23 protein-coding genes are annotated in these 24,188 nt (G+C 66.4%); 12 read left to right on the top strand and 11 right to left on the bottom strand.

Annotation, left to right across the window (positions count from 1 at the left end):
• The first annotated feature begins 372 nt into the window (after nt 1-372).
• The 3 genes from ACFPPB_RS11380 (at nt 373) to ACFPPB_RS11370 (ending at nt 3,864) form a co-directional block, all read left to right on the top strand.
• The gene (locus tag ACFPPB_RS11380) at nt 373-2,526 is read left to right on the top strand and encodes a beta-agarase (protein ID WP_377327110.1); all 2,154 of its coding nucleotides are present in this window, start codon (nt 373-375) and stop codon (nt 2,524-2,526) included.
• An 81-nt stretch (nt 2,527-2,607) separates the two neighbouring features.
• Nucleotides 2,608-3,336, top strand: a complete 729-nt coding sequence (locus ACFPPB_RS11375; protein WP_377327108.1) for a MerR family transcriptional regulator — start codon at nt 2,608-2,610, stop codon at nt 3,334-3,336.
• Between the two features lie 96 nt (nt 3,337-3,432).
• On the top strand, nt 3,433-3,864 hold the full coding sequence (locus tag ACFPPB_RS11370) for a hypothetical protein (RefSeq protein ID WP_377327106.1): 432 nt from the start codon (nt 3,433-3,435) through the stop codon (nt 3,862-3,864).
• Between the two features lie 71 nt (nt 3,865-3,935).
• On the opposite strand, the gene ACFPPB_RS11365 is transcribed toward ACFPPB_RS11370, so the two are convergent.
• The 3 genes from ACFPPB_RS11365 to ACFPPB_RS11355 form a co-directional block, all read right to left on the bottom strand.
• Nucleotides 3,936-4,343, bottom strand: coding sequence for a hypothetical protein (locus tag ACFPPB_RS11365; RefSeq protein ID WP_377327104.1), 408 nt, complete (start codon nt 4,341-4,343; stop codon nt 3,936-3,938).
• Nucleotides 4,340-4,810 (bottom strand): Mpo1 family 2-hydroxy fatty acid dioxygenase, encoded by a 471-nt coding sequence (locus ACFPPB_RS11360; RefSeq protein WP_377327102.1) that lies wholly within the window; start codon nt 4,808-4,810, stop codon nt 4,340-4,342. The genes ACFPPB_RS11365 and ACFPPB_RS11360 overlap by 4 nt, the downstream gene beginning before the upstream one ends.
• Before the next feature lie 209 nt (nt 4,811-5,019).
• On the bottom strand, nt 5,020-5,916 hold the full coding sequence (locus ACFPPB_RS11355) for a phosphoribosylaminoimidazolesuccinocarboxamide synthase (RefSeq protein WP_377327100.1): 897 nt from the start codon (nt 5,914-5,916) through the stop codon (nt 5,020-5,022).
• A gap of 125 nt (nt 5,917-6,041) precedes the next feature.
• On the opposite strand from ACFPPB_RS11355, the gene ACFPPB_RS11350 reads away from it, so the two are divergent.
• The 3 genes from ACFPPB_RS11350 to rpe all read left to right on the top strand — a co-directional run bounded on the left by ACFPPB_RS11350 (nt 6,042) and on the right by rpe (nt 7,947).
• Entirely contained in the window at nt 6,042-6,356 is a 315-nt protein-coding gene (locus ACFPPB_RS11350) for a c-type cytochrome (RefSeq protein ID WP_377327098.1), read from the top strand.
• Nucleotides 6,353-7,165, top strand: a complete 813-nt coding sequence (gene djlA, locus ACFPPB_RS11345; RefSeq protein WP_377327096.1) for a co-chaperone DjlA — start codon at nt 6,353-6,355, stop codon at nt 7,163-7,165. Before ACFPPB_RS11350 ends, djlA begins: the two co-directional genes overlap by 4 nt.
• Before the next feature lie 113 nt (nt 7,166-7,278).
• Complete coding sequence (gene rpe / locus ACFPPB_RS11340) at nt 7,279-7,947, top strand: ribulose-phosphate 3-epimerase (RefSeq protein ID WP_377327094.1); 669 nt, start codon at nt 7,279-7,281, stop codon at nt 7,945-7,947.
• Nucleotides 7,948-8,342: 395 nt separating this feature from the next.
• On the opposite strand, the gene ACFPPB_RS11335 is transcribed toward rpe, so the two are convergent.
• Nucleotides 8,343-8,471 carry a hypothetical protein gene (locus ACFPPB_RS11335; protein WP_377327092.1) on the bottom strand — a complete coding sequence of 43 codons (129 nt, stop codon included), beginning with the start codon at nt 8,469-8,471 and terminating at the stop codon, nt 8,343-8,345.
• Nucleotides 8,472-8,782: 311 nt separating this feature from the next.
• Between ACFPPB_RS11335 and pdsR the strand changes: the two genes are divergently transcribed.
• The 5 genes from pdsR (at nt 8,783) to ACFPPB_RS11310 (ending at nt 14,361) form a co-directional block, all read left to right on the top strand.
• Complete coding sequence (gene pdsR, locus ACFPPB_RS11330) at nt 8,783-9,472, top strand: proteobacterial dedicated sortase system response regulator (protein WP_377327090.1); 690 nt, start codon at nt 8,783-8,785, stop codon at nt 9,470-9,472.
• A gap of 14 nt (nt 9,473-9,486) precedes the next feature.
• On the top strand, nt 9,487-10,065 hold the full coding sequence (locus ACFPPB_RS11325; protein ID WP_377327088.1) for a hypothetical protein: 579 nt from the start codon (nt 9,487-9,489) through the stop codon (nt 10,063-10,065).
• Between the two features lie 12 nt (nt 10,066-10,077).
• Nucleotides 10,078-12,102, top strand: a complete 2,025-nt coding sequence (locus ACFPPB_RS11320; protein ID WP_377327086.1) for an ATP-binding protein — start codon at nt 10,078-10,080, stop codon at nt 12,100-12,102.
• A 118-nt stretch (nt 12,103-12,220) separates the two neighbouring features.
• Nucleotides 12,221-13,696 (top strand): anthranilate synthase component I, encoded by a 1,476-nt coding sequence (gene trpE / locus ACFPPB_RS11315; RefSeq protein ID WP_377327084.1) that lies wholly within the window; start codon nt 12,221-12,223, stop codon nt 13,694-13,696.
• Complete coding sequence (locus tag ACFPPB_RS11310) at nt 13,693-14,361, top strand: hypothetical protein (protein ID WP_377327082.1); 669 nt, start codon at nt 13,693-13,695, stop codon at nt 14,359-14,361. The genes trpE and ACFPPB_RS11310 overlap by 4 nt, the downstream gene beginning before the upstream one ends.
• On the opposite strand, the gene ACFPPB_RS11305 is transcribed toward ACFPPB_RS11310, so the two are convergent.
• The 7 genes from ACFPPB_RS11305 to ACFPPB_RS11275 all read right to left on the bottom strand — a co-directional run bounded on the left by ACFPPB_RS11305 (nt 14,358) and on the right by ACFPPB_RS11275 (nt 22,872).
• Nucleotides 14,358-15,152: an N-acetylmuramoyl-L-alanine amidase gene (locus ACFPPB_RS11305; RefSeq protein WP_377327080.1), complete on the bottom strand. Its 795-nt coding sequence runs from the start codon at nt 15,150-15,152 to the stop codon at nt 14,358-14,360. The genes ACFPPB_RS11310 and ACFPPB_RS11305 overlap by 4 nt on opposite strands.
• Before the next feature lie 45 nt (nt 15,153-15,197).
• Nucleotides 15,198-16,247 (bottom strand): serine hydrolase domain-containing protein, encoded by a 1,050-nt coding sequence (locus tag ACFPPB_RS11300; protein WP_377327078.1) that lies wholly within the window; start codon nt 16,245-16,247, stop codon nt 15,198-15,200.
• A 31-nt stretch (nt 16,248-16,278) separates the two neighbouring features.
• The gene (locus ACFPPB_RS11295; RefSeq protein ID WP_377327076.1) at nt 16,279-17,094 is read right to left on the bottom strand and encodes a M15 family metallopeptidase; all 816 of its coding nucleotides are present in this window, start codon (nt 17,092-17,094) and stop codon (nt 16,279-16,281) included.
• On the bottom strand, nt 17,091-18,668 hold the full coding sequence (locus tag ACFPPB_RS11290) for a serine hydrolase (RefSeq protein WP_377327074.1): 1,578 nt from the start codon (nt 18,666-18,668) through the stop codon (nt 17,091-17,093). The genes ACFPPB_RS11295 and ACFPPB_RS11290 overlap by 4 nt, the downstream gene beginning before the upstream one ends.
• A 10-nt stretch (nt 18,669-18,678) precedes the next feature.
• Complete coding sequence (locus tag ACFPPB_RS11285) at nt 18,679-19,923, bottom strand: dipeptidase (protein WP_377327073.1); 1,245 nt, start codon at nt 19,921-19,923, stop codon at nt 18,679-18,681.
• Nucleotides 19,920-21,203 carry a diaminopimelate decarboxylase gene (gene lysA, locus ACFPPB_RS11280; RefSeq protein ID WP_377327071.1) on the bottom strand — a complete coding sequence of 428 codons (1,284 nt, stop codon included), beginning with the start codon at nt 21,201-21,203 and terminating at the stop codon, nt 19,920-19,922. Before lysA ends, ACFPPB_RS11285 begins: the two co-directional genes overlap by 4 nt.
• Before the next feature lie 94 nt (nt 21,204-21,297).
• Complete coding sequence (locus tag ACFPPB_RS11275) at nt 21,298-22,872, bottom strand: transglutaminase-like domain-containing protein (RefSeq protein ID WP_377327069.1); 1,575 nt, start codon at nt 22,870-22,872, stop codon at nt 21,298-21,300.
• A 155-nt stretch (nt 22,873-23,027) separates the two neighbouring features.
• On the opposite strand from ACFPPB_RS11275, the gene ACFPPB_RS11270 reads away from it, so the two are divergent.
• Nucleotides 23,028-24,185 carry a DUF819 family protein gene (locus ACFPPB_RS11270; RefSeq protein WP_377327067.1) on the top strand — a complete coding sequence of 386 codons (1,158 nt, stop codon included), beginning with the start codon at nt 23,028-23,030 and terminating at the stop codon, nt 24,183-24,185.
• Nucleotides 24,186-24,188: the final 3 nt, after the last annotated feature.

Below are 24,188 nucleotides of genomic sequence, written 5' to 3'. Positions count from 1 at the left end.
ACACGCTCTTCGCCAAATCCACGCCAATGGTTATAGTGCTCATGGAGACTTCCTCTTCGAGTGACGGTTGACCAGCATCACCATCATGGCCCTCGAGGCCGAAAGGGGAGGAAGTCTCTTTTTACTCAATCGCCGCCATTGTAGGAGCCCGCTCGCGGGCGATGCTCTCGCTCCGACGACCGGAAAGACCCGGACCAAAAGCCCCAAATCCCATGTAGGAGCCCGCTCGCGGGCGATGCTCTCGCTCCGACGACCGGAAAGACCCGGAGCAAAAGCTCTGATGGTTGGGGAGATTCAGAACAACAGCATCGCCCGCCAGCGGGCTCCTACAATGGCGACGATTGCGTGGGTGTTCCAGCGAGGCTTCCGCCAATGAAACGTCATGCATTGATCTGGGCGTTGTGCCTGTCCGCACTGAGCGCCTGCCACGCTGCAACACCTGGCGTACTCGACCTGGCCGGTCCGGATGTGTCGGCTCGTCTCACGCTCGATCATGTACAGCGGACTGGCCCGGTCGAGCGCGCCAGCGATGGCGTGAGGCAGCAGCGTTACGCGTTTCAGCCGGCATCCCATCCGCAGATCGTCGTCATGCCACCCCGCGGCGCATGGGACTGGTCGGCGCAAGGCGAGTTGCGCCTGCGCGTCCAGAACGCGATGCCGTGGGCGGTGACGCTGGTGGTGGAAGTCGATGATGTGGCCGGTCAGCAACTGCAGGCCACGGTGGGTGTGCCGGCCGGGCCGGCGCAGACGCTGGTGGTCCCGCTGCACGCGACGTCGCCGCGCGACGAAGGCATGCAGGCGGGGCCGCCGATGCCGTTCGGCGATCGCGGTCAACCGACCCTTCTGGCAACCACCGTGCAAGGCGCGTTGAACCTGCACAAGGTCAGCGCGATCCGGCTCGGCATGCCCGCGCCGCAGGCGACGCAGGCGCTGCTGTTCGGTCGTCTCGATGTCGAGCGGGCCGCGACCGCGCTGCACGATGCGTATGCCGGCATCGTCGACCGCTACGGGCAGTTCACACGCGGTCGATGGCCGGAAAAAGTCGATTCCGACGCCGCATTGCGAGCGGACCATGCGACGGAGAAGGCGGGCTTGGCCAAGTCGATGCCGACAGGACTGGATGCATACGGCGGACGTCCGGACATCCATGGCCTGAACCGTACCGGCTGGTTCCACACGCAGAAAACCGATGGCCGCTGGCGACTGGTGACGCCTGACGGCCACGCGTTCTTCTCGCTGGGCGTCAACGCGGTGGTCGCCGATGGAGCCCGCAGCTACGTCGATGGCCGCGAGTTCATGTTTCGCGATCTGCCACCGGCCCGCGGCGAGTGGGCAGCGCTCTACGGCAGCGGTGACAGCCGCAACAAGGATCAGCGCGCCAGCGCGGGCATCGGCTACAACCATGGCCGCTGGTTCGACTTCTACGCGGCGAACCTGTATCGCGTCGATGGCGGGAACTGGCTGGGCGCGTGGCGCGCACGCACGCTGGACCGGCTGCAGGCGTGGGGCTTCAACACCATCGGCAACTGGAGCGACGACGCGCTGGGCCGCGCACACAGGCTGCCGTATACGCGCTCGATCAATATCGTCGGCGACTACGCCAACGTCGCCAGCGGCTACGACTACTGGGGCCGCATGCCCGACCCGTTCGATCCGCGCTTCGTGCGTGCGACCGAAGCGGCGGTGACCAAGGCAAGCGCCGACGTGCGCGACGATCCGTACCTGCTCGGCTACTTCGCGGATAACGAACTGGCCTGGGCCGGCAACGGTCCGCAAGGCCGCTGGGGGCTGGCCGTGGGCACGCTCGCCGGCGATGCGAAGAGCCCGGCCAAGCAGGCATTCATCGCGATGCTGCGCAAGAAATACGTGGCGCCGGAAACACTGTCTGCCGCCTGGGGCATCGCGCTGGGCTCATGGAATGCGCTGAACGCCACCGGCTTCGCCGCGCCCGCGCCGAACGAGGCGCACCCGGCGATCGCCACCGATTACAGCGCGTGGCTGCGACGCTACGCCGACACCTATTTCCACACCGTCGCCGAAGCGATCCGCCGCCACGACCCGCACCACCTGTTCCTGGGCGGCCGCTTCGCGGTGAACACGCCCGAAGCCGTCGCCGCCTGTGCGCAGTACTGCGACGTGGTCAGCTTCAACCTCTACGCGGACCTGCCGCAGCACGGTTTCGACGCGGCTGCGATGCACCAGCTGGACAAGCCCGTGCTGATCGGCGAATTCCACTTCGGCTCCGACGACCGCGGCCCGTTCGGCAAAGGCGTGGTGTCGGTGTGGAACGAGCAGCAACGCGGCGAAGCGTATGCGCGTTTCGTCGCGGCCGCTGCCAGCAATCCGGATATCGTGGGTGCGCACTGGTTCCAGTACGCCGATCAGCCGGTGACCGGCCGATTGCTCGACGGCGAGAACTCCCACATCGGCCTGGTCGGCATCACCGATATTCCGTTCAGTGGTTTTGTCGAGGCCGTACGGGTAGCGAACCGGAGTGCAACGCAGGCATCGGATCACGGCAGATAGCCGAGCTCGGCGGTGACGCGATGCTTGACCCTCACGCGACGTGAGGGTGCACAGTGGCATCACCCGCTATGGAGGAACACGATGAAACTGTTGTCCGTCAGTCAGGTCGCGCGCCGTACCGGGGTGACCGTGCGTACCCTGCATCATTACGAAGCTTGCGGCCTGTTGCGGCCGGCGGCGCGCAGTGGTGCCGGCTATCGGCTGTACGGCGAAGCAGAGCTGCTGCGACTGCAGCATATCGTTTCGTTGAAGGCACTCGGGCTCACGCTCGATGCCATCCGTACCGGCCTCGATGCCGATGTGCCCTCGTTGGCCGATGCGGTGCGTCGGCAGGTCACCCAGTTGCGGGAGACGATCGCCCGCCAGCACGAACTGCTGGTCCGCCTGGAACGGCTGGAGCAGCGGCTTGCTGCCGGCGAGGCGATCGATGGCGACACACTCCTGTCCACCATTGAGGCAAGCACGATCATGGAAAAATACCTGACTACCGAACAGCTGGGGACCCTCAGGCAACGCGGCGAGATGCTCGGTGCCGAGCGCATCCACGAGGTCGAGCAGACGTGGCCGCAAGTCATCGCCGGCATGGCGGCCGCCATGCAGTTGAACAAGGATCCAGCCAGCGACGAGGTGCGTTTACTGGCGCGGAAATGGCGTTCGCTGGTGCGTGAATTCACCGGTGGCGATGCCGGCATCCAGCACTCGCTCAACACCATGTTCAAGCGGGAGGCCGACACGATGCAGCAACGAACCGGCATCGATCCGGCTTTGATGGCCTACGCCTGCGAGGCGATTGCCGCCCTGCCGGAGTGAGCCCGCCGCGGCGGAATCGGCTAGGCTGGCGCCACCGCGGGGAGGGGATGGCACGGGATGCCACCTCGCGGTGTTCCTTCAACTCAAGGGGGTTTTATGGGTACTTCTTCGTTTGCTGCGCTGGCCGGCATGGGCATGATGGCCTTGCTGATCATGTTCGTGGGCGGCATCCTGGTTGCCGCGCTGGTGTTGTCGGTGGCGTTCCGGCTGGTGGTCGGCTACATGCCGTCCTACCTGCGTTCGCTGGGTGCGGTGCTGCTGACCGCGATTGCCGTGGTAGTGGCCGCGGTGGTGCTGGGCCTGGTGATGCACGGCAGTGCGAGTGGCCTGCTGTCGGGAGCCGTGCAGTTCCTGGTCGGTGCCGCGGTGATCAATTATCTGCTGCTGGCGCAGAACGGCAGCCAGATCGGCTACGGCAAGGCATGTCTGGTGGAACTGGTCTATATGGTGATCGGCTTCGTGCTGGCGCTGATCATCGGCGTGATCATGGCGATGGTGTTCGGTGCCGCGATGTTCGGCATGCACTGACGTTCGCGATCGTCCGGATGCAAAAAAGGGCGGAGTTCATCCGCCCTTTTCCGTATGCGGCAGCGACCGGGTCACGCCAGGCTGGTGGCGATCCCGAAGCTGATCGCCATGATCACGGCCACCGCCATGCAGGCGCTGCCGGGGCGGATGCGGTGCGCATCGATGCGCGGGGTGAACCGCCACAGCAGCACGGTGCCGATCAGCATGTCCAGCACCAGCGCGCCGCGCAGCAGGCCGGAGTTCAGCAGCGCCGCATACGGCGGATGCAGGCGGCCTTCGTGCGCGGCCACGCCGACGACCAGCAGCAGGCCGATCATGGTCCACAGCAGGCAGGCGAGGTAGACGCGGTTGAACACCACGGCGCAGCGTTCGGTCCAGCGCAGCACCGACCAGCCGATCAGGGCAAACACCAGCGCAGCCATGCTGCTGTACAGCACCCACCAGAGCAGGCTGCTGATCACGGTAAGCAGGGTGGTCATGTGACTTGCTGGAACCCCAGTGCGCGCAGCAGCTTGGCCATCAGCCACGCGGGGCCGATCAGCAGGTACGACAGATCGGTGAGGAAACTGGGGCGGCGCCCTTCGAACAGGTGGCCGATGAACTGGCCGATCCACGCGACCACGAACACGCCGATCGCCAGCCAGCACAGCGAGGCGCCGCCGAGCCGGTAGTACAGGAGGTTGGTGAGCAGGCCGAGCAGCGCGAACGCGATCAGCAGCGCGAGCGCCAGCCGGTGCGAGTGCTTCCAGTACCAGTAGAACGCCAGCACCATCACCGCCACGGCCACCGTGCCGGGACGGAAGAAGGCGGCCGGCACCGGGATCGTCCACAGCAGCGCGATCACCGACCACACGATCGGCGGCACGCAGAACCAGTGGAACAACCGGTTGGTCGGGTTCTGGTGGTCGCCGCTGTAACTGTCGAGCCAGTCCTGCATGGTGCGCATCGAGGCAACTCCGGTTGAGTCGGGTTTTTGATCGTCTGGGCCGAATATATCTTGATCCGTTCGCGCTGAGCGTGGCGCCGAAGGCGCGAAGTCGAAGCCTCGGACGATGCGCTTCGACTTCCTCGCTCCTCAAAGCTGCGGCCATCCGTGGCCGCTCCCCGCGTGCGCCGCTGCATGCGCGGCTACGTTCAGCGCGAACGGAAACAGATTCAGTCGAGCTTGATGCCGGCCAGGCGCTGCAAGGCCTCGGCGTACTTGGCGGCGGTGCGCGCGATCACCTCGTCCGGGATCATCGGGCCAGGCGCGGTCTTGTTCCAGTCCAGCGTCTCGAGATAGTCGCGCACGAACTGCTTGTCGTAGCTGGGCGGACTGATCCCGACGCGGTATTCCTCGGCGGGCCAGAAGCGCGAGGAATCCGGCGTCAGCATCTCGTCCATCACGTACAGCGTGCCGTTGGCGTCGGTGCCGAACTCGAACTTGGTGTCGGCGATGATGATGCCGCGCTCGGCCGCATAGGCGGCGGCCCACTGGTAGATCGCCAGGGTGGCGTCGCGCACCTTGTCGGCCAGTTCCTGGCCTACCGCATCGACCACCACGTCATAGCTGACGTTCTCGTCGTGGTCGCCCACGGCGGCCTTGGTCGACGGGGTGAAGATCGGTGCGGGCAACTGCTGCGCCTGCTGCAGGCCGGCGGGCAACTGGATGCCGCACAGCGAACCGGTGGCTAGGTAATCCTTCCAGCCGGAGCCGATCAGATAGCCGCGGGCGATCGCCTCGACCGGCACCGGCTTCAGTCGACGCGTCACCACCGCGCGCCTCTCGTACAGCGCCAGATCGGTGCCGGGCGGCAGCACGTCGGCCGGCGGCACGTCGAGCAGATGGTTCGACAGCAGGTGCGCGGTCTTGCCGAACCAGAAATTGGAGATCTGGGTCAGCATCTCGCCCTTGCCCGGGATCGGGTTCGGCAGCACCACGTCGAATGCGGACAACCGGTCCGTGGCGACCATCAGCAAGCGGTCGTCGTCCAGCGCATAGACGTCGCGCACCTTGCCGCGATGGATCAGTTGCAGGCCGGGCAGGTTCGATTGCAGCAAGGTGGTGGGCACGGCAAGGGGTTCCGCAGGCTGGGGAGCTGCCTATTCTAGCCGCTGCGGCGCGGCTGCCGGGCATCTGCCCCGTGGGATTTTGGCGGACTGCTAGAATTGGCGACCTTTAGCCCCATGTGTTGCCGATGCGAACCTCACTGATCGCGGCGCTGTGCCTGGTTGCCGCCCCCGCCCTCTGCGCACAGACCCCGGTGCAGCCGACCCGGCTGGGCTTGTGCGCGGCCTGCCACGGCAATACCGGGCACGCCGCCATGCCCGGCGTGCCGAACCTGGCCGGCCAGCGGCTGGACTATCTGCGCGACGCGTTGAAGCAATACCGCGACGGCCGCCGCAACGTGCCGGTCATGCGCGCCGCGATCGGTCCGGTCAGCGCCGCCGAACTCGACATGCTGGCGCGCTGGTACAGCGCACAGCCGCCGCAGCCGCAGGCCCATCCATGAGTTTTTCCTACACGCTGTGGTTCGCGTTTTTCGGTTTGATCATCGGCCATCTGCCAGGCGCGATCACCGGCGCGGTGGTCGGCTTCATCTTCGACAACCTGCGCTACACCCAACGCAAGAACGCCACGCCGGAAGCCGGCGGCTTCGTCGGTCCGCTGTTCACCTTGCTGGGCGCGGTGGCGAAATCCGATGGCCGCGTGTCGGAGCAGGAAATCGCGATTGCCGAACGCCTGATGACCCGGATGAATCTGAGCGCCGAGCTGCGCAAGCAGGCAGTGACCAGCTTCAACGTCGGCAAGCAGCCGGAATTCGACGTCACCCAGACCATCGCCGCGTTGCGCAACTGGGTAGGCATGCGCCGCGACCATGCGTTCCCGGTGCTGGACGTGGTGATCGAAACCGTGCTGGCCGAGGGCAATCCGGCGCCGGAGAAGATGGCGATCCTGCGCCAGCTCGCCTTCGCGCTGCGGATCAGCGATATGGAGCTGATGGCGCTGATGGCGATGAAAGGTTACGCCTGGAACGCCGGTGCCGGCGGCCGGCGCGGTTACGGGTACGGCGGCGCTGCCGGCGGCGGCTACGTGCCGCCGCAGCGCACGCCGCAGGGGCCGGATCCTTACGCCGTGCTCGGCATCGAGCGCAACGCCGACGATCGGGCAGTGAAGCGCGCCTATCGCAAGCTGATCTCCGAACATCACCCCGATCGCCTCGGCGACCTGCCCGAAGACATGCGCAAGCGCGCCGAGTCGCGCGCCAGCGAGATCAACGCGGCCTACGACCGCATCAAGGAACAACGCGGCTTCAAGTAGGAGCCCGCGTGCGGGCGATGCTCTGGCCTTGATCTTCCCCAAACATCAAAGCAACGGCATCGCCCGCCAGCGGGCTCCTACAATGAGCATCTTCGAACTCTCTGGTACGTGCCATGGCCAAGCAAACCCCGATCATCGCCCCGTCCATCCTCGCCGCCGATTTCGCGCGGCTGGGCGAAGACACTGCCGCGGCGCTGGCCGCCGGCGCCGACTGGGTGCATTTCGACGTGATGGACAACCATTACGTGCCGAATCTCACGATCGGTCCGATGGTGCTGCAGTCGCTGCGCAAGTACGGCATCGCTGCGCCGATCGATGTGCACCTGATGATCAAGCCGGTCGACCGCATCGTGCCCGACTTCGCCAAGGCCGGCGCCAGCCTGATCAGTTTTCATCCGGAAGCGAGCGAGCACATCGACCGCACGCTGGGGCTGATCAAGGAGTCCGGCTGCCAGGCCGGGCTGGTGTTCAATCCCGCCACGCCGCTGGATTACCTCGACTACGTGATGGACAAGCTCGACCTGATCCTGATCATGTCGGTCAATCCGGGTTTCGGCGGACAGAAATTTATTCCCGGCGCGCTGGAAAAACTGCGCCAGGCACGCCAGCGCATCGAGGCCAGCGGCCGTGCGATCCGACTGGAAGTGGATGGCGGCGTCACCGCCGACAATATCGGCGCGATTGCCGCCGCCGGCGCGGACACCTTCGTCGCCGGCTCGGCCATCTTCCACGCCAGCGACTACCGCGCCGAGATCGCCGCCATGCGCAAGGCGATCGTTTAAGCATTCCCGCCGCCATGCGCAAGGCGATCGTTTAAGCATTTCCGCCGCCATGCGCAAGGCAATCGGCTGAGCGTCGGCGATTTCGCAAAGCCTCCACGCATAAAAATCCCGACGCAGTGATGGCTGCGTCGGGATAAACGTCGTCGGAGACGTGAGAGGAAACACCATCGATTGGTGGTGCCGGTACGACCGCTGCACAGGGAGGGACAGCTGTCGTACCGGCATGTTCCACGGCAATGGAACGCTACCAATCCTCTATTCCGACCGGGTCGATCCGGTTTGGTTCCCCGCAGATTTGTGAACGCGCCGAATTCCCGGCTCGATGCGGTTCAGATAAAAAATCCCCTCGCAAGGAGGGGAAAGGAACCACCATGTCGGACGGAACGCGGAGCGGGCTACAGCGGTTGCCAGTCGGGGTCGGTGTCTAGCCCCGCGGCCGGCGCGATTCCCTTCGCGCCGGCCGCACCGATGCCTTCCACGGCGAATGGATTGAACGAGAGGGGGTTGAAACGAAATCCGTGCATGGCGTTGACCTCTTCAATGGATGCCGAACAACAGGCCGAGCAGCAGGGCGCCCAGCGCCAGCGTCACGCGTAGCGGCTCGAAGCTGCGCAAATCGGCGTTCGGGTCGTTTTCTCTGGATTCGATTTTCGACATTGTCCGGCTCCCATGCGTAGTGCATGGTGCACATCAAACATCCGGCCCGGGCGCTGGCGCCGGCGCAATCGGGCCGGCCTGCCGCTGGCTTGTGGCGAAATGCGGGCACTCGCGTTGCGCAGCTTGCGTCGCGACGGTTCGCATAGCACGCTGCGCTCACTAAACCAGGGAGCGTGCCATGGGCCGCAGCATTGCCATCGTCGAAGACGAACCATTGATCCGCGCCAACTACGTCGAGGCGCTCAACCGTTTCGGCTACGACGCGCGTGGGTATGGCTCCCGCCGGGAGGCCTCCAATGCGTTCGCGATGCGGCTGCCGGAGTTGGTGATCATCGACATCGGTCTCGGCGACGAGCCGGAGGGCGGTTTCGACCTGTGCCGCGAGCTGCGCGCCAAGTCGGCCACCTTGCCGCTGATCTTTCTCACCGCGCGCGATTCGGATTTCGACGTGATCTCCGGCCTGCGCCTGGGTGCCGACGACTACCTCAGCAAGGACACCAGCCTGCACCAGCTGGCCGCACGCATCGCGGCGTTGTTCCGCCGCATCGAATCGCTGAAGGCGCCAGCCAGCAGCGAGACGGTGATCGAGCACGGTCCGCTTAAAATGGAATTCGAGCGCATGCGGATCAGCTGGAACGGCGAGGAAGTGCCGCTCACCGTGACCGAATTCTGGATGGTGCACACGCTGATCCGCTTCCCCGGCCACGTGAAGAACCGCGACCAGCTGATGCGCGAGGCCGAGCTGGTCGTCGACGACGCCACCATCACCTCGCACATCAAGCGCATCCGCAAGAAGTTCATCGCGGTGGCGCCGGAGTTCGATGCGATCGAGACGGTGCACGGCGTGGGCTACCGGTGGAAGCCCTGATGCGGAATGCAGTGATGCGACGCGTGCTGTGGGTGCCGGCATTCTGCCTGTTCGCCGTGCAGGCGCATGCAGCCGGTCCGGCCGACAACGTGCTGGCCCGTGGCGCGCGCGATGGAACCGCACCCGCATGGGCGGTCACTGTCGCGACGCCGAAGGGCTGGACGCGCGACTGCTGCACCTACGCTCGCGCGATCGGGGTCGACGCCGTGCTGTATCAGGGCGAGTGGAGCGGCAAGCCGCAGCGCGTGATGGTGCTCAATGTGACGCCGCGTAAATTGCCCACGCTGACCGCCGAGGTGCAGGCCGATCGCAAGCGCTATCTGCAGCACGATCCGGCCGGCAAGGTCTCCGGCATTGCCGTGCGCAACCAGGCCATGCCGTGCCAGGCGAGTGTCTACCGGGGCAGCGATCACGTCGACGACGTGGTGGTGTTCTGCGATCCGGGCCAGGCCAGCGGCATCCGGCTGAGCTGGTCGATGGCGTTCGACGATGCCGATCCCACCCGGCGCGGACTGCTCGACGATTTCATGCGCGTGGTGGTGACCGCACGCTGGGCACCGGATGCGGGAGCATCGCCACGGCATGGCAGCTGACCGTCCTTCCCGATGAACCTGCGCCGAAAACTCCTGCTGGTCGCCCTGTGCACGCTGGCGCTGCCGATCGCGGGCTGGCTGTATGTGCGGCAGATGGAGGCGCTGCTGCGCGACGGCCAGGCCCAGGCGCTGCTGGCGTCGGCGGGCGCGGTGGCGCGCAGCCTGGTGGTGACCGGTGCGGTGCAGCCGGAATCGGGCCAGGCCTGGTACGTGCAGCAGGTGCCGGGTCCGATCACCGTGGATGGTTACGGCGACGACTGGGCGCCGCTGACGCCGTGGAGCCAGCCACTGGGACAACAAGGCCGGCTGCTGCTGGCCGCGGACGAGGACGGGCTGTATCTGTATGCCGTCGTGCCCGAAACGCGGCGCGTCCGCGCCGATGCCGACGATGCCAATGCGCTGGCCGCGGATCATCTGATCCTGACCCTGGGCAATGCGAATGGACAGCGGCGCTACCTGCTGGCCAGCGCGGCACCCGGGCCGCTCACGGCGCAGCCGCTCGATCCCGCGGTCGACGGGCTTCCAGATCGGTTTCCCGCGCAATGGCAGGAAGACGGCAGCGGCTATCAGGTCGAGCTGCGTTTGCCGTCGGCGCTGCATCTGCGCGTACTCGGCGTTGGCGTGTACGACGCGGCGGCAGGCGGGGACCGGATGGCATCCGATACGCGGGCCCTGCTCAGTTATTCGGACAAACTTTCCGGCGAGCTGGCGCAACTCGTGCCCGAACGCGTACAAGCGCGTGTGCTGACCTCGCAGGGCTGGCTGCTGGCCCGCACGGGTCGCCTGAACACCGCGCCAGGGGCCGATGGCCAGCCGGGCTGGTTCGCCTCGTTGATCTATCGCTCGCTGCTGGCGAATCAACTGGAAGACGCCAGCCCGTGGTCGCAGGATGTGCCGCGGCTGGATACCGCGGAAGTCGGCACGGCAAGTAGCGGCAAACCGGTTGCCGTGTGGCGCAGCGGCGAGGAGCGCGGCAGCGTGGTGCTGGCCGCCGCCGTGCCGATCGAACATGCGGGCAAGATCGACGGCGTGCTGCTGCTGGAGCAGGCCAGCCGCAGCGTGCCGCTGCTGGCCAACAAGGCCTTGTTCGGCCTGTTGCTGACCAGTTTCGGTGTGCTGCTGGTCGCCGGCGGCATCCTGCTGGCATTTGCGACCCGGCTCAGCCTGCGCCTGGCCCGCTTGCGCAACGCGGCCGAGCGCGCACAGCTCAACGACGGACGTCTGGACGGCTTGTTCGAGCAAGGCCGTTTCCCTATGACCGATGCGCCGGACGAGATCGGCGACCTCGCACGCAGCTTCGAGCGGTTGTTCGAAGTGGTCGGCGGCTACACCGATTACCTGCGCACGCTGGCCTCGAAACTCTCGCACGAACTCAACACGCCGCTGGCCATCGTGAAATCTTCGCTGGACAACCTCGAACATGCTCTGCAGGAGCGGGCCGCGCTGCCGGCCGAGGCGCGGCCGTATCTGGCGCGCGCCCGCGATGGCGTGGCGCGGCTGGGTGCGCTGGTGCGGGCGATGAGCGAGTCGAGCCGGATGGAGCGCTCGATCACCGCGGCGGAACCCGAGGATGTCGACCTGCGCGACGTGGTGCGCGGTTGTGCCGACGCTTATCGCGCGCTGGTGGGCACTCGCCGGCTCGACTGCGTGCTGCCCGATGGGCCGCTGCACCTGCATTGCGCACCCGAGCTGATCGCGCAGGCGCTGGACAAGCTGCTCGACAACGCGCTGTCGTTCACGCCCGAGCGTGGCTGGCTGCGCCTGAGCCTGCACGCCACGCCCGATGGCGCGGAGATCGAACTGGCCAACCAGGGCCCGCTGCTGCCCGAGGCGATGCAGGGTCGCCTGTTCGACTCGCTGGTCAGCCTGCGCGACAAGACCACCCCCGGCGATGCGCCACATCTGGGCCTGGGCCTGTACGTGGTGCGGCTGGTGGCCGAACGCCACGGCGGTGTGGCCAGCGCTCGCAACCTGGACGACGGCAGCGGCGTGGCGTTCTCGCTGCGCCTGCACGGCATGCCGCGCCAACGGCTCTGAAGCTCCCTCTCTCCCGGCTTCGCGGGGATGAGGGAGCGCTCTTGCTCTGGACGTCCATACCAGTTCCACCCCGGCCTGCTATCTTGAGCAGCCCGCTCCCGTACAGAATGGCTTATCCGTGATCTCCCGAGACGAATTCGATGCGCTGGCTGCCCATGGCCATACCCGCATCCCGCTGGTGCGCGAGGTGTTTTCCGACCTCGACACGCCGCTGTCGGTGTATCTGAAACTGGCCGACGGCCCGTACACCTTCTTGCTGGAATCGGTCGAGGGCGGCGCCACCTGGGGACGCTATTCGATCATCGGCCTGCCGGCGAAGCGGGTGTACCGGCTGCGTGGGCACGAGCTGGAAGTGGAGGATTCGGGCGAAATCACCGAGCGGCGGCATCTGGACGACCCGCTCGCGGAAATCGAAAAGCTGCGCCTGGCGTACGACGTGCCGCGGCTGCCGCAACTGCCCGCGTTCAGCGGCGGCCTGGTCGGCTACTTCGGCTTCGAGACGATCGGCTACATCGAGCCGCGGCTGGCGCAGTGGGATCGGGCCGATGAGCTGGGTACGCCCGATGTGCTGCTGATGCTGGCCGAGGAGGTCGCCGTCTTCGACAACCTCAAGGGGCGCCTTTATCTGATCGTGCACGCCGACCCGGCGCAGCCGCAGGCGTATGCCGAAGCGCAGCGCCGGCTCGATGCGCTGGTCTACCGGCTGCGCCAGGGCGGTGCGTCGTATCCGCAGCTCACCCAGTCGGTCGCGCTGGACGAAAGCGATTTCAAATCCTCGTTCACGAAGGAAGAGTTCGAGGCCATGGTCGAGCGCGCGAAGGAATACATCCGCGCCGGCGACATCTTCCAGGTGGTGCCGTCGCAGCGGCTCAGCGTCGGCTTCAACGCGCGGCCGGTCGACGTGTACCGCGCGCTGCGGGCACTGAATCCGTCGCCGTACATGTACTTCGTCGATCTGGGCGATACCCAGATCGTCGGCTCGTCGCCGGAAATCCTGGCGCGGCTGAAGGACGGCAAGGTGGTGGTGCGCCCGCTCGCCGGCACGCGCAGGCGCGGCGCCACCGAAGCGGAAGACCAGGCGCTGGAAGCGGAGTTGCTGGCCGATCCGAAGGAGCGCGCCGAGCACGTGATGCTGATCGACCTGGGCCGCAACGACATCGGCCGCATCAGCGAAACCGGCACCGTCGAGGTCAGCGAGTCGTTCGCGGTCGAACGCTACTCGCACGTGATGCACATCGTGTCGCAGGTGCAGGGCACCGCGAAGCAGGGCCTCAGCTACATGGACGTGCTCAAGGCCACCTTCCCCGCCGGCACGCTCAGCGGCGCACCGAAGATCCGCGCACTGGAAATCATCCAGGAGCTGGAGCCGTACAAGCGCAACATCTACGCGGGTGCGATCGGCTGGATCGGCTGGTGGGGCGACGCCGACACCGCCATCGCGATCCGTACCGCGGTGATCCAGAACGGCCGCCTGCACGTGCAGGCCGGTGCCGGCATCGTCTACGACTCCGATCCCGCCGCCGAGTGGGAAGAGACGATGAACAAAGGGCGTGCATTGTTCCGTGCTGTCGCGCAGGCGGCGAAGGGACTGTGAGACATTTCCGCGAGGTAGGCCTGCTCGCAGCCTTGTCGCTGATCGGCTGCAGCGCCGCCATCGCGCGCGATGCCACAGCGCCGGTCTGGCCGGACACGCCGCTTGCCCGCACCCAGGCACTGGCCTTGCTGCAGACCCTCAACGCCGATCTGCTAAGCCATGACAGCGCGACGCTGACGCTGGAACGCTGGTGCGGCGCGCATCACATGGCGACGCCCGCGCGCGTCATTGCGCAGCGCGTGCGTGGCGACGACAAGCCGCTGCCGCCCGAATTGCGCGCGCGGCTGGCGATCGGGCCGAACGAGCCGGTGAAGTACCGGCGGGTGCAGTTGAAGTGCGGCGATCACGTGCTGTCCGAGGCGGACAACTGGTACCTGCCGAACCGATTGACGGCGGCGATGAATCGCCAGCTCGACAGTAGCGAGGTGCCGTTCGGCAAGGTGGTGCAGCCGCTGCATTTTCGCCGCGATACCTTGAGCGCCGACTTGCTGTGGTCGCCGTTGCCCGCCGGCTGGGAGCTGCAGCGCGCCAAGGCGCGGCCGGCTTCGGGTGCGTTGGCGATACCGCATTTCCTGTTGCAGCATCGCGCGCTGCTGCTTGCCGGCGACGGCCGGCCGTTCAGTGCGCTGATCGAGACGTATACCGACCAGGTGCTGGCGTTCTAGTCGATCGCCCGCGTGTTGCTGCCGGACTCGATCTGCTGCGTGAGGCTGTACAGGATGCGCAGGTCCTCGGCATCGAGCGCATCGCCCCGCATGCCGCGGAAGTGATGGTGGAAGGCGCGCACGGCGGCGGCGCGGTCTTCCAGCGGATAGCCGACCAGTCCCAGCGCCATCCAGGGATCGAAGCCGGCCGGCGGATCGGCCAGCGGCGTCAGCGGCCACAGGCCGAAACCCGCATCGGCCAGTTGCTGCCACGGGAACAGCGGGCCCGGATCGTCCTTGCGGGTGGGTGCGAAGTCCTCGTGGCCGACGATCTGCGTGCGCGGGATATGCCATCGCGTGGTGAGGTCGCCGAGCAGGCGCAGCAGGCTGGCGATCTGCGGCTGCGCGAACGGCGTGGTGCCGTCGTTGTCCAGTTCGATGCCGATCGAGGCGGAGTTGACGTCGGTGATGGTGCCCCAGTGCCCCGCGCCGGCGTGCCACGCGCGCAGTTGATCGGAGACCAGCTGGTAGACATGCCCGTCGCTGCCGATCAGGTAGTGCGAGCTCACCGGACCGCCGCTGTTCTTCGTGCGCAAGGTATCCAGGCTTGCCTGCGCGGAGTTCTGATTGGTGAAATGCAGCACGATCAGCACCGGCCGGCGGATGTCGTGGTTGGGCGAAGGCACCCATGTCGCCAGCGGGTTGCGCGGCGGTGCGTGGGCGCAGGCGGCGAGCAGCAGGACCAGCGCCAGCAGCGCGCCGCGGCACGCAAGGCGAGGGTTCGCGGACAGCAGGCCAAACGGATGACGCATCAGTGACGACTCCCAATCGGGGCACTCGGTAATACGGCCGAACCCTCAATGCAGGAAGGGTTCGGCGATGGACAGCACGGTGCGGTAGGGCTCCGGATCGTTGCGGTTGCTGAGCAGGATCACCGTGAGGTGCTGCCGCGGCCAGCGCACGATCACGTTGCGGAAGCCGATGCTTTCGCCCGAATGCCATAGCGTATCGCCGGTGATGCGCCAGCCGAAACCGTAGCTGGCCTCGTACGGTTCGCCGGTGACTTTCGCATGCGGGCTGAAGGCGAGCTTGCGCGAGGCGTCGCTGAGCAGGCGGTCGTCGTACAGCGCGGCGTCCCACTTGGCCATGTCGTCGATCGAGGAATAGATGCCGCCGTCGCCCCGGGTGGCGCTGGTCAGATCCTGGTCGGTGCGCTTCCACACGCCGTTCTCCTCGCTGTAGCCGTAGGCGCGATGGCTGACCCCGGGGCCGCCGCGCACATACAACAGCGTGTGATCCATGTGCAGCGGCCGGAAGATGCGCTGTTGCAGGAAAGCGGGCAGGCCTTCGCCCGAAGCCTGTTCCACCACCAGGCCCAGCAGCACATAGCCTGAATTGCTGTAGCGATACGCCGAGCCCGGCGTGAAGTAGCTTTTCGGCGCGTCCGACAGCATGCGCAGCACGTCGTTGTCGTCGAGCTGTCTGGTGGTGCCGGCGGGTATCAAATCCTCGTAGTCGATCAGGCCGCCGGTGTGGCTCAGCAACTCGCGCAAGGTCACCTCGTCGGCGTTCGCCGGCAGCGACGGCAGCCAGTGGCGTATCGAATCGTCCAGCTTCAGCTTGCCGTCCTGGGCCAGCAGCAGGATCGCCGCGGCGGTGAACTGTTTGGTCACCGAGGCCAGTCGATAATTGGTGGCCGGTGAAGCCTGCTCGTGCTGTTCGAGATTCGCCAGGCCGTAGCCGCGACGGATCAGCGGCTTGCCGTCCTTCAGCACCAGCAGCGAGGCGCCGGGAACGTTGCCCTGGTATTTCTGCATCAGGCGATCGACCGTGGCCGTGCGGTCCGTACAGCCGGCGGCGCCCGCGACGAGGATCACCGAGGCGAGCAGAGTGGTCAGCCTGCGCATGGCAGAACCTCCGGGGCAGGTACGGTCTGCTTCATTGCACTGGCACGTCGTAGATCGTGTGCGGCGTGGGTTCCGGCGTGAAGGTGTAGTGCCACCACTCGAGCGGATAGTTCTGGAAACCGCCGTGCTCCATCGCACTGCGCAGCAGCGACCGGTTCTCGCGCTGCTGCGGCGTGAGGCCGGGTGTGTCGGTGTTGGCGCGCACGCCGAAGTAGTCGAAGTCGGTGCCCATTTCCAGCGGTTCGCAGTGCGCGTTCTCGGCTGCGCAGCGTTCCAGCGTGAGGTCGACCGTGCCGCCGCGGCTGTGGCCGGAAACCGGCGCGATGTAGTCGCCGAGCAGCTTCGACTTGTCCAGCGTCGGGTAGTGCTGCGCCTTCGTGCGCTGGTCGCCGAGGTCGTGCGCCCAGCGCACGAAATCCGCCACGGCGCGGGCCGGGCGGTAGCAATCCCAGATCTTCAGACGCAGGTGCCGTGCGCGCAGATCGTGCTCGACGCGGGCCAGCGCCTCGGCGACCGGGCGCAGCAGGAAGCACTTCGGTGCGCGATAGCCGTCGACCGGCGCGCCCACGAAATTGTCGCGACCGGCGTACTTGATGTCCTCGGCGATGTCCGGCACCAGAGTGCGGATATCCACCAGGTTGGCTTCCGCAGAGGTCCTTGCGGGGGAAAGATCGGGTGGTTGATCCGCGTGAGCGATTCCGCTGACGGCGACGAACAAGCCAAACGCGAGCAGATATCCGGCTTTCGCAGGAGCCCGCTTGCGGGCGATGCTCTTGTACCTGGCGGAAGAAAAGGCATCGCCCGCAAGCGGGCTCCTACCGGCGGGCATGGGCGACGGGTTGGTCATGGGTGGCAGTCCCCGACGTGCTGGAAATCGAGATCCTCGTAGTCGGAGCTGAAGTCTCCGTTCGGATCGAGCTTGGCCATGCGCAGTGTGACCGGCAGACCGTTCTGGGCGGCATGGAAATCCAGCCACGCATCCAGCTCGCCCGAGTCGTCCCAGTGCACCAGGTAGCGCGCGCCCAGGCGCATCACCGTACCGGCCAGCTTCGGCGATTTGGCGGCGGTGAAACGCACGCTGCCGTTGTTCGGGCACAGCGAGATATCGCCGAACCACGGATCGCGGTAGGTGCCCGTCCACGTCGCCAGCTCGGCGGCATCGGCCGGTCGCTGCGCCGAGGTATCGGGCATCGATGTCGTTGCCGCATGCTGCGCGGCCATGCGCTCCAGCGCATCGGCGTACCAGTTCACGTCGTGCTGTTCGCCGGGCGCGGTGAAATGCTTGGTCAGCACCTCACCCAGCACGGTGCGTGCATCGCCCGCGTCGCCGTTGATCATGAACACGAAGCCGCTGCGTCGATCCGGCAGCAGCGACAGCATCGAGTACATGCCGGTCAATGTGCCGGTGTGCCACACGTTCCATTCGCCGTCGACATCGGTCATGCGCCAGCCGTAGCCGTAGGCCATGATGTGCGAGCGGTCCCACGTGCGGCGCAGCGCAGGCACCGGAATCAGCATGTGCGGCGCCTGCAGGATCTGCCGCTGCGCCGGCGACAGCCACGCCAGCTGAGCCGGCGTGGGTACCAGCCAGTTGCGCGCCCAGCCGAGCATGTCGGTGAGGTCGCAGCGGATGCCGCCGGCGGGCGCGGAAGTGATCGCCGGAATCATTTCCGCGTCTTCGCGGATCGCTACGTTGCCGTTGCGATCCCGGCGATGCGGCTGCGCCACGTCGCCGACCGCATCGCGGTTCCATTCGCCGACCTGGCAGCGCGAAAGCCCCAGTGGTTCGAACACCTCGCGATGCATCAGTGTCTCGTAGGACGCGCCGCCCGCGGCAGCGGCCACTTCGCCGGCGACCACGTAGAGCAGGTTGTCGTACTGGTACTTCGAGCGGAAGCTGTAGCCGGGCTTGATATAGGCCAGCCCGCGGATGATGTCGGTGCGGGTGAACGCATTCGGTTCCGGCCACAGCATCAGGTCGCCGCCGCCCTGGGGCAGGCCGCTGGAGTGGGTGAGCAGATCGGCCACGCGCATGTTCGCGGTCACCCACGGATCGTGCATGCGGAACTGCGGCAGGTATTTCGTCACCGGGTCGTCCCAGTGCAGCTTGCCCTGGTCGACCAGGCGGCCGAGCAGGGCGGTGGTCATCGCCTTGCTGTTGGAGGCGATCTTGAACAGTGTCTGCGGCGTGATCTTCTGCCCCGAGCCGGCCACCGTTTCGCCGGCGGTGCGCACATAGACGACCCGGCCGTTCTCGATCACGCCGACGGCGATGCCGGGCAGGTGATAACGCGCGACGGTGTCGTCGACGATCTTGTCGAAGGCCTTGGTTTCGGGATTCGCAACGGCAGACTTGCTGGCGTGGGCTGTGCCGGCGGTCAGGACCAGCGCAGCGATGAGAAGCTTTGATACGAGACACATGGCACGCGGCTCAATGATGGTCGGCATCGCGCTCCACCTCGCGCCACACGCGCAGCAGGTTGCCGCCCCACAGCTTGGCTATGTCGGTGTCGCTGAAGCCGCGCTTGCGCAAGGCGGCGGTGACGTTGCGCGTCTGGCTGGCGTCGGCCCAGCCGGTGATGCCGCCGCCGCCGTCGAAATCCGAGGCGATGCCGACGTGGTCGATGCCGGCGACCTTCACCATGTGCTGGATCTGGTTCACGTAATCGTCCAGCGTGGGCAGCGGATACTGCTTCTGGATCTCGACCATGCCCTTGTCCATCGCCGGCAGGTAGTCGTCCCGGTCGCTGTCGTATTCCGTGTGGCCGGACTGTTTCGCGATGGCGTCCTGCAGTTTCTTTTCGGCAGCCTCGCGACCCGGGTCGTGCTTCAGGAATTCCTTGTATGCCACCGCATCGATCACGCCACCCTTGGCGGCGATCGCGCGCAGCAGATCGTCGGGCAGGTTGCGCGGATGATCGAGAACGGCGCGGGCGCCGGAATGCGAGGCGTAGATCGGTGCCGTGGAGGCCTCGAGTGCGTCGCGCACACAAGCGTCGGAGGCATGCGAGATGTCGACCAGCATGCCGAGCTGGTTGGCCCGTTTCACCACGGCGCGGCCGAAGTCGCTCATGCCGGCATCGCCGGCGCTGTTCATCGCCGGCTCGCCGTGCTTCGTGTCGGGCAGCGAGCTGCTGCACAGATCGTTGTTGCCTACATGCACCAGCCCGACCGAGCGTGCACCGCGATCGAACGCTGCATCGAGGCGACGGATGTCATGGCCCAGCGAGTAGCTGTTCTCGATCTCGATCGTGGCCGACAGCAGGCCGGCCCTGTGGTTGGCCAGCAATTGCTCCGGCGTGGTGGCCAGGCGGATGCGGTCGGGATATTGCATCAGCATGCGGCCGATGCCGTCGTATTTCTGCTCGGCCTGGTCCACCGCCTTGGCGTAGCCGGCCGCGGTCAACGGCCCCTGCGGCACCCAGACCACGAAAAACGCGGCGTCGAGTCCGCCGCGCTCCATCTTGCCCAGGTCGACCAAGAGCGGCGTGGGCTTGCCTACGTCGAAGCGCGGCTCGCGCATATACGAGAACGGGATGTCGACATGCGTGTCGATGGTGATCGGCAGGTCCCGCTCGACCGGATGTTGTGCCGCCTGACGTTGTGCGGCATGGCCGGGAAGCGCGGCGCACAGGGTCAGGGCGGCGAAGGTGGCAACGCGTGCGATCGGAGTCATGTCGTTTCCCAGTGATGGGCCGGTTGTTCGCCGGCGATCATTTCCTCGAAGTGCTGGCGGCGGCGCACCACGGCGTAACGGCCCTGGTTCAGCAGCACTTCGGGCGCCAGCGGCCGCGAGTTGTAGGTGGAAGCCATCGACGCACCGTACGCGCCGGTGGCCTTGATCAGCAAGAGGTCGCCGGCCATGCATTCGGGCATGACGCGATTGCGCGCGAACGTGTCGCCGCTCTCGCAGACCGGGCCGACGATGTCGTAAGTGGTCGGCGTCCGCGGTTCGCCCGATACGGGAACGATGTCGTGCCAGGCGTCGTACAGGCTGGGTCGCTGCAGATCGTTCATCGCCGCATCCACTACCAGAAACTGGCGCGCTATACCCGGCTTGACGCGGATCACCCGGGTCAGCAATACGCCGGCCTCGGCGACCAGGTAGCGGCCCGGTTCCAGCAGCAGGCGGCCGCGGTAGCCGGCCAGCGCCTCACGGATCGCGGCAACATAATCGGCGGCGGCGACAGGGTGGTCCTCGCCGGCTCGATAGCACACGCCGAGGCCGCCGCCGACATCGATGCTGTTCACCGGATGGCCGGCCTGTTCGAGCTCCCGGCGGAACGCGGCCACCCGCTGCAGCGCCAGCCGGAACGGCTCCAGCGCGAGGATCTGCGAGCCGATGTGCACGTGCAGGCCATCGAGCTGCACGTGCGGCAACAGGCTGCGTTCGGCGAACCAGTGGCGCGCCTCGTCGATGCTCACGCCAAACTTGTTTTCCGATTTGCCGGTGGAGATCTTGGCATGGGTGTGCGCGTCGACATCGGGGTTGATGCGTACCGCGGCGCGCGCGGTCACTCCCTGCGCCCCGGCAAGCCGCTGCAGCGTGAGCAGCTCGTCGTGCGATTCGACGTTGAAGCGATGGATGCCGACGCTCAGCGCGCCGGCGATCTCGTCGGCAGTCTTGCCGACGCCGGAGAACACGATGCGTTCCGCCGACATGCCGGCGTGCAGGCTGCGGCGCATTTCGCCGGCCGATACGATGTCGGCGCCGACGCCGGCGTTCGCCATCAATTGCAGGATGGCGAGGTTCGGGTTGGCCTTGACCGCGTAGCAGATGGTGGCATCGAGACCGCTCAACGCGGCTTGCAGGCCGCCGATGCGCTGACGGATCGCGCTGCTCGAATAAGCGTGCAGCGGGGTGCCGAGGCGATCGGCCAGGGCAGCGAGATCGACATCGTCGATGGCGGTGTCGGCGGCGAACGAAGGCGCGGTGGCCGCGGAGCCAGGGGTCATGGAAGTCACGGGAGATGTCGTCTGTTCAATCAGGCGCAGGAAGTGCGGATTTGAAAAAAGCACGACCCGCAAGATGCGGGCCGCGGGTGGGAAGTCATCGGAAATCAGCGGCGAAAACCGGCTGCGCACGGTGGGGCGACTGGAGCACGATGGGTCGCGGGATGCTCGTCGCCGGCAGGACCTGCCACTTGAAGTCGTAGCCGGTCTGATCGAAGTAGAGGTTGCCGCCGTTCCATTCGGCCTCGCCGCGCTGCGAGTCCACATCATCGGAACGGAAATGCTGCTTGGGCGGCGTGAAGCGACGCCCGAAGTCGCTGTTGAAGGCGATCCGGTAGTTGTCCAGACCGCCGAGGTAGAACCACTGCAGCGCCTTGTCGTCAGCGGGGCCCGGATGCAGCTGGCCGATGGTGACATCCATCGGCACCCAGCCGTATGGCGGCAGATAGAGATAGCCCCAGTCGTGGATGTTGTTGTAGCCGCTGCCGTCGTCGGAGAACACCATGCCCGACTGCCAGCGCGCGGGGATGCCGTTGAGCCGCAGCAAGGTCATCAGCAGCAAGGTCTGCTGGCCGCAGTCGGCATGGCCGGCATGCAGCGCGTAGTCGCCGATGTTGGAGATCGTGGAGTATTCGCGCGCGCCGGCCCACGGAATGCGGTCGACCGCGGCAAACAGTTTCTGCGCGATGCGGTAAGGGTTCGTCTCGTCGCCGACGACCTTGCGCGAGAACGCGCGCATCGCGTGGGTGAAAACGATATGCGGCGATCGCTCGGCCACGAACGGCGCCAGTTCCGGGGTGATGGTTTCTGCTTGCACCCTGGCCGGATCGATCGCGTGGTATTGCGCGAGCAGGGTCAGCTCGTAGGTCACCGAAAACACCGTCTTCTTCCCGGCCACCGCGGGTGTTTCCAGATGTACGGTGCGCTGGGGAGCCGTCGCCGGTGCGATCTGGTGTTGCGCCGGCACACTGGCGACGTAGCGGATGTCCTCCTGCTGACCCGGTACCGCCTGCGGGTATGGAATCCAGGCGCGCACGGTTTCGCCCGCGGGCACCGCATCGGCGTCGACGGTGAGCGTCTGGGTCATGCGCACGCGCTGCGGCAGCACGCTGCTGCGATGTTCGGTCAGTGCCGCACGGTAGATCGCACGCTGATGCTCGTTCAGCGACGCCATCGGGCCGTCGGTGATCGGTGTCTGCACGGCGCGCCGCGCCACCGCCTCAGGGCTGAGCCGGAACAGGTTGCCCGGCGAACGCTTGAAGTACAGCTTCCTGCCGTCGATGACCTGATGTTCGAACAGGCCAGCCGCATCCCATTTCGCGAACTCGGCGTCGCTCAGATCGGGAATCTCCTTGCGCACGCGCGCCCTGACCTGATCGGCGCTGAGCGTGAAGTCGAGCAGGATGCGGCGCATGCGCTCGCGCTGGAACGCGAGCGCGGTTTTCGCCTCGGTGGACAGGCCCGGTTGCTCTGATGCGGCGGCGATCGCCGCGTCGGCGGCCTTGAAGTGGCCGGCGTCGACCTGGGCGATGATGGGCGCGACCTTGTTTCCGCCGCCATCGTCGGCCGATGCCGACTGGATGCCGAGCAGCAGGGCGAGCGATGATGCGACGATGCGCAGCCCATGACCACGGCGACGTGATTTCGGTGCGACAGGCAACCGCATATCCATCGACCAGCCCCCATTTGAAACCCTTGAAGGTGTTGTGTAACACGCTTGCAATTGTCGGTCAATAATTTATGCTTCAATTCAATTACGAGGGAATCAGATATTCCTTAGCGGCAAAAACCACGGTTCGCGCAGGTAAGCGAACCACCCACAGGGGGATGCACTTGATCCATACGGTCTGGCCTTATCTGGCGGTGATGTTGCTGGCCGCCGGCCTGTTTCCCGCGATGGAGCGCCGCTTCGGCTGGAAAGTGTTCTCGGTACTGCCGCCGATCGTGCTGACCTATCTGCTGGTCACCGCATTGGCGGTGTCGAGGCTGTGGCAGGTCAACGAGGCGATCCACACGGCGCAGTCGATGCTGGTGGCGCGGCTGGTGCCGGCGCTGCTGTTCCTGCTGATGATCAACTGCGACCTGCGCGCGATCTGGGCGCTGGGCCCGCGCGTGCTGGGCGTGTTCGCATGCACCTCGATCAGCCTGTTCGTGGCCTTCATCGTTACCTTCCTGATCTATCGGCACTGGCTGCCGGGGGACAACTGGCAGCCGCTTGCCGCGTTGAGCGGCAGCTGGGTCGGCGGTACCGCGAACATGATCGCGGTGAAGCAGGCGATCGGGATGTCCGATGCGCACCTGGCGATGTCGCTGCTGACCGATGCACTGTGCTACTCGATGTGGGTGGTGGTGCTGTTCTCGGTGGCGCGGCTGGCACCGGCGTTCAATCGCTGGACGAAGGCGGAGTCCAGCGGCGACATTCCGCTGGCGGTGGCGAAACCGACCGGGCCGGTCACGTCCGACAGCGTGCTGCTGTGGCTGGGCATGGCGCTGCTGGCAGCGGCATTGTCCGGCTGGCTCGCGACCAAGCTGCCGGAATCGAGCATGATCGGCGCCACCACCTGGACGATTCTGCTTGCCACCGGCGCGGGGCTGGTGCTGGCGCATACGCCGGTGGCGCGGCTCCCCGGCGCCAGCAAGATTTCCGGCGCGCTGCTGATCAGCGTGGTCGCGGTGCTGGCTTCGCAAAGCAATTTCCAGGGCATCGCCGCGGCGCCGCTGTACCTGTTGTGCGGCGTCACCATCATCGCGATCCATGCGGTACTGCTGGTCGGCTTCGCCAAGTTGTTCCGTTTCGACCTGTACCTGTGCGGCATTTCCTCGCTGGCGCATATCGGCGGCGTGGCGGCGACGCCGATCCTGGCGGCCAGCTATTCGGCAGCGCTGGTGCCGGTCGGCATCCTGCTGGCTCTGCTCGGCTACATCCTGGGCACCGGCTTCGGGCTGGTGGTGGCGTCGGTGCTGTCGGCGCTGGCCACGCCGTGATGC

It is taken from the genome of Rhodanobacter terrae (genome assembly GCF_042657005.1).
In the GTDB taxonomy this organism is placed as follows: Bacteria; Pseudomonadota; Gammaproteobacteria; order Xanthomonadales; family Rhodanobacteraceae; genus Rhodanobacter; species Rhodanobacter terrae.
Note: the sequence above shows the minus strand (reverse complement) of the source record. Positions and strands in the feature narration are given on the sequence as shown.